This window comes from Bradyrhizobium sp. 23AC, assembly GCF_054863025.1.
The window spans coordinates 453,791-461,773 of the sequence record NZ_JAVAYN010000005.1 but is presented as its reverse complement, the minus strand read 5'-3'; the positions used below and the strand labels follow the sequence as shown (position 1 = coordinate 461,773).

The following is a 7,983-nucleotide window of genomic DNA, read 5'->3' as shown; positions in this document are numbered from 1 at the left end:
ATTTCCTTGGAGGCCATGACGTCGAAGGCGCCGCCATAGGCCTTGCGGGTGATGATGGTGACGAGCGGCACGGTGCACTGCGAATAGGCGAACAGCAGCTTCGCGCCGTGCTTGATCAAGCCGCCATATTCCTGCGCGGTGCCCGGCAGGAAGCCCGGCACGTCCACGAAGGTGACGATCGGGATGTTGAAGGCATCGCAGAAGCGGACGAAGCGCGCGGCCTTGCGCGATGCGTCAGAGTCGAGCACGCCGGCCAGCACCATCGGCTGGTTGGCGACGAAGCCGACGGTGCGGCCCGCGATGCGGCCGAAGCCGGTGACGATGTTCTTGGCGAACATGTCCGCGATCTCGAAGAAGTCCCCCTCGTCCACGACCTTCAGGATCAATTCCTTCATGTCGTAGGGCTTGTTCGGATTGTCGGGGATCAGCGTGTCGAGCGACATGTCGACCCGGCCGATGTCGTCGAAGCTCGGCCATTCCGGCACGCCGTCACTGTTGTTGGACGGCAGGAAGTCGATCAGGCGACGCATCTGCAAGAGCGTCTCGACGTCGTTCTCGAAGGCGCCGTCGGCGATCGAGGAGCGCGTGGCGTGCACCGAGGCACCGCCCAGTTCTTCCGCCGTGACGACCTCGTTGGTGACGGTCTTCACCACATCAGGGCCGGTGACGAACATGTAGCTGGTGTTCTTCACCATGAAGATGAAGTCGGTCATCGCAGGCGAATAGACGTCGCCGCCGGCGCAGGGGCCCATGATGACGGAAATCTGCGGGATCACGCCGGAGGCCAGCACGTTGCGGCGGAAGACGTAGGAATAGCCGGCGAGCGCAGCGACGCCTTCCTGGATGCGGGCGCCGCCCGCGTCATAGAGGCCGATGATGGGCGCCCGCGCCTTCATCGCCATGTCCTGGAGCTTGGTGATCTTCAGCGCGTGCGTTTCCGACAGCGAGCCGCCGAACACCGTGAAATCCTTGGCGAACACAAACGTCTTGCGGCCGTTGACGGTGCCCCACCCGGTAACGACGCCGTCGCCGGGCACCTTGTTCTTCTCCATCCCGAACTCGATGGAGCGGTGCTCGACGAACATGTCGAATTCCTCGAACGACCCCTTGTCGAGCAGCAGCTCGATGCGCTCGCGCGCGGTCAGCTTGCCGCGGGCGTGCTGCGCCTCGATGCGCTTCTCCCCGCCGCCGAGCTTTGCGCCGGCGCGACGATCTTCAAGGGCGTCCAGGATGTGTTTCATTTGCTCCCGCCAGTTCTTAAGTGATGCGGGGTTCTAACACGGCATTTTGCGGACCGGAAAGCGCCTTTCCGCGCCGCAGGGCTGCCCTGTCCGGGCTAAAAGCGTGAGAGATTACAAAGTTTTGCCCGGGAGGCGAGCATGGACGAGAGAATGGCCGAGACCGGTGCGGCGACGGGCGGCGTCAACATCCTGCTGCGGCTGGAGGGCCTCACCCTGTTTATCGGGATGGTGATGCTTTACTGGGCCTGGGACGGCTCCTGGCTGGTCTTTGCCCTGCTCTTCTTCGTCCCCGATCTCAGCTTCCTGGCATACCTGTCGGACGCCAAATTCGGCGCGCTGATCTACAACGCCGCCCACAGCTACATGGCGCCGGTGTCGCTGCTGACGCTGGGCTTCGGCCTCGGCTCGCCGCTCACCTTGTCCATCGCCTTGATCTGGCTCGCCCATATCGGCATCGACCGGGCACTCGGCTATGGCCTGAAATATTCCGTCGGGTTCGGCTTCACTCATCTGGGCCGGATCGGGCGGCAAAAGGACTCCTGACGCCCGCAAATTTGGTGGCTCGGCCCGGTTGACCGGGCCTGCCGATTCAGGCTTGCTTCGCGCTCGCGATCAGGCGCCGAATGTTGCGTGAGCTCAGTTGGTACGGCGGCGGTCATTACGCCTTGGCTCGAGCATCACGCAAGCATCACTGATGTCCGCGACGGTCGTCCCCCTGCCGCCGAACTCGTCATCCCAAACCATCGACTTCCTGCGGCGGATGGCCAGCATGGTGTCGGGGCGGAACGGCGAGATGCTGCTGCGTGCCGCAAGCCTGATCGAGTCGTTGGCACAGCGGGCAATGTCGGCAGAGCGGCTCTATCATGAGCAGCTGGATGCGAGCACGCGTAACGCCGAGCTGCGCGAGGCCGCCGATCTCGCCTCCGATGCCATGGTCGGCCAGATCGAGGTGCTGCGCGCACAACTTGCCGAGGTCACCGCGGCAGCCGCCGCCGAGCGCGCCGCCTTCGATGCGGAGCGCGGCAAGCTGATCGGCGTGATGCAGAATGCCGAGAGCCATATCGGCAAGCTCACGACCGAGCTGGACAGCTTGCGCGCCTCCGTCGACAGCTTCAACGCGACCGCGGTCTCGGTGCCGATCGAGGCGCTGCGGCTGGCGCGGACCCAGTTCGATTTCCTCTCCGCCGGCTTTGCCCGCAAGGGCGACGTGATCTCGCAGGCGATGAGCGAGATCGGCGGCTTTGCCATCGACCAGGCGCTGACGGCGAAGAAGAGCGACACCGCCTGAGGCGGTCGCCCCCTTGCGTCAAATTGACAGCGCGCGGGCCCCTTGTTCTACTGGCTCAAAATCATCAGGGAGGATCCGATGCCGACGGCATTCCGCATCGCAGCCGTGCTCATCGCGCTTTGCCTTTCAACTGAGCTGGCGAGCGCGCAATCCCTGCCGAAGGAAGTCGCCACCCGGGCCGAGATCTATCCGATCCCCTCGCTCACCCTCTCCGACCAGCAGTTCCTTAGCGGCGATGCGGCGGCCGGCAAGCCTGTGACAGTCGCCGGCGAATTCCGCGTCGCGCAAGGCAGCGGAAAGCTCCCCGTCGTGGTGCTGATGCACGGCTCCAGCGGCGTCGGCGCCACCACGGAGGCCTGGGTGCACGCGTTCAACGCCATGGGCATCTCGACCTTCGTGATCGACGGTTTCACCGGTCGCGGGCTGACGGTGGTGGGACCAAATCAGGCGCTGCTCGGCCGGCTCAACCTGATCATCGACATCTACCGCTCGCTGGAAATTCTGGCAAAGCACCCGCGTGTCGATCCTGATCGCATCGTGCTGATGGGCTTTTCGCGCGGCGGACAGGCGACGCTCTATGCGAGCCTCGACCGCTTCAACAAGCTCTGGAACAAGTCCGGCATCCAATTCGCCGCCTACATCCCGTTCTATCCGGACTGGTCGACGACGTATCGGAGCGACGACGAGGTCGCGGCGCATCCGATCCGCATCTTCCACGGCACGCCTGATGACTACAACCCCGTCAGGAGCTGCAAGGCCTTCATCGATCGGCTCAAGGCTGCGGGCCGCGACGTGGTGCTGACGGAATACCCTGACAGCGCGCATGGGTTCGACAGCGGTCTGCTTGGTGCCAACACCGTGGCCGTATCAGCCAATTCGCAGACCGTGCGCAATTGCCGGATCAAGGAAGGCGACGGCGGCGTGCTGATGAACGGCGATACCAATGCGCCCTTCACCTACAAGGACGCCTGCGTCGAGCTCAACCCGCATGTCGGCGGCAATCCGAAGACGGCCGCGGAGTCGCGCAAGGCGGTGGAGGAGTTCTTGCAGGTGTTGTTCAAGTTGGGGTGAGAGGCATCCCGGCCTGCACCGGTGCCGTAGGGTGGGCAAAGCGACTTGTCCGCCGTAGCTCGAAGAGCGAAGGCGGAAGCGTGCCCACGAATCGTCGCTTACGGCATAAAGATCGTGGGCACGGCGCTACGCGCCTTTGCCCACCCTACGGCGGCTGCGCGCGACGAGAACGATTGCACGACTCACAGGCTAGATCGCGCCGATCTCGGAAAGGCAGGCTTGCGTCAGCGTCATGCGCTCGCCGACGAGTCGCGGCTCCTTGCAATCCATGTTGAGCGCGAACACGGTGTGCGCCTCGCCCTTCTCGGCCCAGCCCACCATCCAGCCGAGCGACGGCTCGCCGCGTTCGGCTCCCAGCAGTCCGGACTTGGCGCGAATGACGCTGTCGCCGACCTTGATCACCGGCAGAATGTCGGCGACGAGATCCTGGCTGCGCTTGCTGATCGGCAGCGCGCGGCGCCGCAGCCGGTCGACGAAATCGATCTGCTCGACCGGATCGATGCGTAAATTCCCGGTCAGCCAGAACTGGTCGATGCCGCCGCCGATGTCGCGGTTGCCGTAGTCGAACTCGTCGACATATTTCTGCATGCGCTCCTGCCCGATCCGGCGCGCAATCTCCTGATAGACCGGCACTGCGCTGACCGCGATCGCGCTACGCAGCGTGTGATCCTTGTTCCAGGCCTCGATCGGCCGCTTCACGCCATCCCAGGCAAACACGTCTTTGTCGGGGTCGGTGACGACGCCCGTCTCCAGCGCAATCAGCGAGTTCGGAATCTTGAAGGTCGAGGCCGGCAGCTTGCCCTCGCCCGAGCGCTCCTTGTCGCTGGCGACGACCAGATAGTCCTCCACCTTGTAGCCGACGAAGGTGCCCGCCGTGCCGAGATCGGTGAAGCGCTTTGCGAGACTGTCGCGGATCTCATTGCGCGGCGGCGCGACATGGGCGAGCGCGCGCTGCGGCAGGATGGCAGATGCGGCGAGAAGGCCGAGGGTGGAACGGCGGGTGAGCAAGAGCGATGTCCATTGAGTCATGAAAGCGGCGCGACCATGCAGCCGCTCCGTGGTGAAACGATGACGGTTGAGTTCTATCGCCCCCGGCCCGACAGCCGCAGCACGAACACCAGCACTTCCGCGACGGCCTTGTAAAGATCGGGCGGGATCTCCTCGCCGAGCTCGACCTTGGACAGCGCGCCGGCCAAAACCTCGTTTTCCTCGATCGGGATGTCGTGGGCCTTGGCTATCTCCACGATCTTTTCGCCGATCGTGCCCTTGCCCTTGGCGACGACGACGGGCGCGTTGGTACCCTTTTCGTAATGCAGTGCGATCGCGAGCTTCGATGGGTCGCTCATGTCGCCCGATCCAGAAAGTGGCCGGCACGGGCCGGTGCCGGTTGAGGTGGCGTGCCCTCACGGACCAGAATGTCACCGGGCCTGAGCTCGGCTCGCGTTAGCGCCTGATTGAGCTCGCCGATGCCGGCGCGGAGCTGCTGGACCGTCGCCGGCCGCTCCGCCCACATCCGCACGAAAGTCTTGTCGCCGTTCAGCGTGATCAGCGCGTGCACAGGGCCGGCCGGCTCGACGTTAAGCGAGAAGCGCGCGCGCCAGGCGCGCTTGGCGGCATCGGCAGATTCGCCAGCGCCATCGCGCGAGATCTCGAACTGCGCCATCGCGGTGCCCTGCGGCGTTGCAAAGGGAATCTCGAAATTCCACTGCGGCACGGCCGGGTCAATGCGGTGGCCAGAGGCGTCGGTGCGATCGGGGAGCGAAGCGATTTGCAACAATGTCTGCCGCGCGATCGCGGCATCGGTGTCGTCGAGCAGGCGATGCACGGTTGCGGAAAGCGGCATGTCCGGCGCGAGCGCGGGCGAGGCAATCGCCTGCGGCGAGGGCAATGCGCCGCGGAACGGCGGTGGCGTCGCGCGTGCGGCTGCTTCGAAGATGTGGCCGTCCGGCACCGCCTTATTGGAGCCGGGAACGTTGCCGGTCAGACGCGGCAGGTTTTGCGTGGCCTCCTGCAGCAGGCTCGCGGCAAGGCCGGCGGACATGGTGCGCGGCATCGCGGCTTGCTGAGCGTTGCCGGCAATGTCCGCGAGCACCGCGGCCGCGAGATTGCCGTTGCGCGGCGTCTGCGCGATCTCGGGGCCGGAAGCGGACGCGGACTGCGCGGCCTCACCTGCGGCCTGAGCAGGCGCGGTGGCGACCTGCGGTGTCCCCGTCGTCGCAGCCGGAATTGCAGCGCCCTGTGGCGCGGCAGTCTCGAGCGTGGTCAGCGTCTGGCGCAGCACCAGCAGCGCCGCCTTCAGGTCGGGCGTCGTTCCGGCGGGCGGCCTCGCGCCCGCGGCCAGCGAAGCCTCGAAGAACAAGCCGGATTTCTGGAATGCGGTTTCGACATCGGCGCCATCGAGCCCGGGATTGAGCGGCGTCTGCTGCGCCAGCACGTCCAGCACCGCCTGCTTCAGACCCGCAGGCAGATCGCTGCCGGTGAGGACGGATGCCAGATTGGCGAACAGCGGCGCCTGGCTGCCCTGTTTTGTGGCGGCCTCGGCCGAGGCCGCGGTGACGGCGACCTGCTCCAATGGCGTCAGCGTGTTGCGTGTCGCGGTCGCGGACAGCGCCAGCGGCGGACTTTCCACCAGCGAAGCCGCACGCGGCGTCAGCGTGATCTGATCGACGGCTGACTCCCCTGCCCCGTTCATCACGGCGAGCCTGATGGCGCCGTCGTTCTGCGAGACCGCCAGCTGGAGATTCTGCCCAGGCGTCAGCGCCACCTCCGACATCACGTCCATCGAGAGGTTGGCGATCGCAATCCGCACCAGACTGTCGGCCATCACGCTGACGACCCTGGCATCGACGACGCTGCCGGCCTGCAGCACGAGGTCCGGCGTCGTCGCATCAGCCACGGGGCTGGCGGCACTGACGGGGAGGATGGAAGTGACCGGCGTCGGCATCTCAGGGGGCCCATGGAGCGCTGGCCATACCCTAAGGCCGCCGTCGTAAACCTCTCGTTAAGGACCTTCGGCCGCGGACGCCTTTGCCGCCGCCAGAACCGCCACGGCGGCCTCGAAATCCCTGAGACGGGTGGCCCGACGGCTGGCGGCCTCCTCGTCCACGCCCCATTGGTCGATATTCCAGTCCTCATCGACATGGGCGGCGGCCCAGACCTGGCCGGCATCGCGCACGCCATGAGCCAGCGCCAGCGCCAGCAGCGCCGAGCCGGTCAGGGTCGTCACCACGTGAAGTGCGGCGACCGACCAGGCGTCGCCCGGCAGCGCGGCGCGCGCGGCCTCGACGGCCTCGTCGGGCTGCTTCACATGCATGACGCCCTCGGACAGGATGAAATGCGCGCCCAGCGTCTCCGCGGCCCAGAACAGCACGGGATCCCAATGCGCGGCCTCGCGGGCGACCAGCCCTTCGGGATGGCCGGCACGATAGAACAGCAAATCGGACTCGAAATATTTCGCGAGGTCGTCGCTGACCAGCTCGACGCGGTCGACAACGCCCTCGACCACGCTGTTGGCGATCCGCGTCAGCGGCATGGTCATGGGGTCGATCGTCTCGCCCTGAGCCGCCCATTCCGCGGCCACGGCATCGGCGAGCGTCCGCGCAGGGATCACCACCTGGCGGCCGGACGGCGTGCGGATCGGCTTGCCGTCGAGCGTGATGGCGAAACCGCCTTCGCCATCGGCGACGCCGGCCTCCTTGTAGAAGCGCTTGCGCTGCGGCGGGCGCGCGGACGCGCGCGCCGATTCCCGCGGATCCGGCGGGGGCTGCCCTGCTGCTTCTTCGAACAATTCGCGCATGTGAGTTTTCGGTCCCGGTCGCTGGATGCTAGGCTTTTAAGATAAGAGCGGCGGCCGATAAAGCGAGCGCGGGCATGAGGGAACTTGCGGGCATTGCGGCCCTGTTCGCCGGGCTATGGCCGGCCGCGGCGGAGGCCGGCTTTCGCACCCCGGAATCGCTGGTCCGCAACGTCTACGCCCATTACGGCGACGGCGCGCCGGAGCTGTCCAAAGGCCTGCCGCGGGATGCGGCCACCGCCCGGCATTTCTTCGATGCGCCCCTGCGCAAGGCCTGGAGCGCGCCCCGGGTCGAGCCCTACGACTTCCTCGTACAGAGCCCGAGCTGGCAACTCGGCCCTGTTACGATCGCGGTCGTGCGCAGGCAATACGACAAGACCTATGTCGCGGCGAATTTCAACAATCGCGGCCGGAAGGTCGCGCTGAACTTCGTCCTGGTCGACGGCCCCGAGGGCTGGCTGATCACGGACATCGAGAGGCGCATGACAGTCTGCGGATGTTCCTGGAGCAGTTTCGGAAGTGAGCGGGCATCGTTATGGTCGCAACCACAAACACCGCTGTCATGCTCCGCGAAGGCGGGGCATCCAGTA

8 protein-coding genes and 1 pseudogene are annotated in these 7,983 nt (G+C 66.0%); 4 read left to right on the top strand and 5 right to left on the bottom strand.

Features of this window, described 5'->3' with window-relative positions:
* A partial coding sequence (locus tag RAD10_RS15905) for an acyl-CoA carboxylase subunit beta (RefSeq protein ID WP_461618232.1) occupies positions 1–1,241 on the bottom strand: 1,241 nt, incomplete at its 3' end.
* Positions 1,242–1,379: 138 nt separating this feature from the next.
* Here RAD10_RS15905 and RAD10_RS15900 point away from each other — a divergent pair.
* The 3 genes from RAD10_RS15900 (at position 1,380) to RAD10_RS15890 (ending at position 3,600) form a co-directional block, all read left to right on the top strand.
* Positions 1,380–1,784, top strand: coding sequence for a DUF4260 domain-containing protein (locus tag RAD10_RS15900; RefSeq protein WP_461618231.1), 405 nt, complete (start codon positions 1,380–1,382; stop codon positions 1,782–1,784).
* Positions 1,785–1,935: 151 nt separating this feature from the next.
* Positions 1,936–2,529 (top strand): hypothetical protein, encoded by a 594-nt coding sequence (locus tag RAD10_RS15895; RefSeq protein WP_461618230.1) that lies wholly within the window; start codon positions 1,936–1,938, stop codon positions 2,527–2,529.
* Positions 2,530–2,607: 78 nt separating this feature from the next.
* Positions 2,608–3,600: a dienelactone hydrolase family protein gene (locus RAD10_RS15890; protein ID WP_461618229.1), complete on the top strand. Its 993-nt coding sequence runs from the start codon at positions 2,608–2,610 to the stop codon at positions 3,598–3,600.
* 189 nt (positions 3,601–3,789) lie between these two features.
* Here RAD10_RS15890 and blaOXA read toward each other — a convergent pair whose 3' ends face one another.
* From blaOXA to RAD10_RS15870, 4 genes are read right to left on the bottom strand one after another with little or no spacing between them, the layout of a single operon-like run.
* Complete coding sequence (gene blaOXA / locus RAD10_RS15885) at positions 3,790–4,629, bottom strand: class D beta-lactamase (RefSeq protein ID WP_461618228.1); 840 nt, start codon at positions 4,627–4,629, stop codon at positions 3,790–3,792.
* 53 nt (positions 4,630–4,682) lie between these two features.
* Positions 4,683–4,946 (bottom strand): EscU/YscU/HrcU family type III secretion system export apparatus switch protein, encoded by a 264-nt coding sequence (locus tag RAD10_RS15880; protein WP_028140989.1) that lies wholly within the window; start codon positions 4,944–4,946, stop codon positions 4,683–4,685.
* Positions 4,943–6,544: a flagellar hook-length control protein FliK gene (fliK, locus tag RAD10_RS15875; RefSeq protein ID WP_461618227.1), complete on the bottom strand. Its 1,602-nt coding sequence runs from the start codon at positions 6,542–6,544 to the stop codon at positions 4,943–4,945. The genes RAD10_RS15880 and fliK overlap by 4 nt, the downstream gene beginning before the upstream one ends.
* Positions 6,545–6,601: 57 nt before the next feature.
* A complete protein-coding gene (locus tag RAD10_RS15870; RefSeq protein WP_461618226.1) occupies positions 6,602–7,396 on the bottom strand; it encodes an ATP12 family chaperone protein in 795 nt (264 codons plus the stop codon).
* A gap of 74 nt (positions 7,397–7,470) precedes the next feature.
* Here RAD10_RS15870 and RAD10_RS15865 point away from each other — a divergent pair.
* Positions 7,471–7,916 (top strand): annotated as a pseudogene (locus tag RAD10_RS15865) (hypothetical protein).
* The last annotated feature ends 67 nt before the right edge of the window (positions 7,917–7,983 follow it).